The sequence below is a fragment of the Solitalea agri genome (assembly GCF_023914155.1).
GTDB lineage: Bacteria > Bacteroidota > Bacteroidia > Sphingobacteriales > Sphingobacteriaceae > Solitalea > Solitalea agri.
In genome coordinates, this window is record NZ_JAMWYS010000038.1 from 1 (window position 1) to 1,448 (window position 1,448).

Below are 1,448 nucleotides of genomic sequence, written 5' to 3' on the forward strand. Positions count from 1 at the left end.
AAAATACATACTTATAAACTATAGGTAAAACTTATTTTTACACAGCCTCTGCAACGCGTGCGAAATACTGGATTGAGTTTTATAACTCTTTGTATTTTTCCAACCCAACAATGATTATAGAGGCTATTCTTTTCGAATAGCCTCTTTTTTTGTAATTTATTGAATGCTAATTCAATAAAAATGAAAAATTATGCATTGGTCTTCATAGCTTTTCTACTGCTATCTGCTCAACTTAGGTCAGCTGTCGCCCAAGTATCAGGCAAGAAAATTATCGACTTAACTTATTCTTTCGACAAGGAAACCATTTACTGGCCCACTGAAAATGGCTTTCAACTTACCGTGGGTTTTAAAGGAGAAACAGATAAGGGATATCATTACGAGGCAAATACTTTTTGTGCAGCGGAACACGGTGGTACTCATTTAGATGCACCGGCTCATTTTTATGCTAATCGGTCAACTGTTGATCAAATCTCACTTGATAAACTAATGGGAGAGGCTATAGTTATAGATGTTTCTGTTGCCAGCTTAAAGGATGCTAATTATTTGATCAGCAAAGAGGATTTTTTAGTCTGGGAAGCTAAAAATGGAAAAATAAAACCAGGTGTAATAGTGCTTTTACGAACTGGCTACGGTAAATTTTGGCCCGACCGAACAAAATATATGGGTACCGATAAAAGAGGTGTCGAAGGCGTTCAGTTATTGCATTTCCCAGGCTTATCACCTGCCGCTGCCGATTGGTTGACAAAAGAGCGAAAAATAAAAGCCGTTGGAATTGATACTCCCAGTATTGATTTCGGACAATCCTCAACGTATGAAACTCATGTTATTCTTACAAAAGAGGAGGTTCCTATTTTTGAAAATGTAGCCAATCTGGATTTACTTCCATTTAAAGATTTCTCTGTAATTGCTCTCCCAATGAAAATTGGTGGCGGAAGCGGAGCTCCTTTACGGATTATTGCTCTTTTAAATCAGTAAGGTAAAGGACTGGTTTCAAAAAACTGGCAGCCAATTTGAGCCCGAAGGACTCTAGAGATTTTATACACCCATAGCTTGAACCTAGCCTTTTATATAATTATTTCATACCATGCTACTTGCAAGGACCGGCCTTAGCAGCTTTAGCGTAAAGAAAGATTGTAAAAAGACATGTAGTTAAGTGGATAAGTGATGAGGTAAAGCAATTCGGAGAAGTGGAGCGAAGCGAAACGTCTTGAATTGCAGATAGTCTTTTTAGAATCTTTTAGCTAAAGCTGCGTAGCCTTGATTCTTTGGAAACTTTCTTATCAAGAAGAAAGTTTCTAGGCCTCGGCCGGCTATGAGGCCGACCATCAGAACCGAATAAGATGGTTAGCCCAGTTGAATTAAGAAAGCCCTAGCTCACGCGCGTTTGCGAGGCTGTGTAAAAATGAATTTTTCAGTAACCCGTTAAAAGATAAAGTTGGTTGAACAGT

1 protein-coding gene is annotated in these 1,448 nt (G+C 38.4%); it reads left to right on the forward strand.

All coding sequences use genetic code 11. The features are described 5' to 3' along the window. Positions 1-180: 180 nt before the first annotated feature. Positions 181-975 (forward strand): cyclase family protein, encoded by a 795-nt coding sequence (locus NF867_RS12525; protein ID WP_252588343.1) that lies wholly within the window; start codon positions 181-183, stop codon positions 973-975. The last annotated feature ends 473 nt before the right edge of the window (positions 976-1,448 follow it).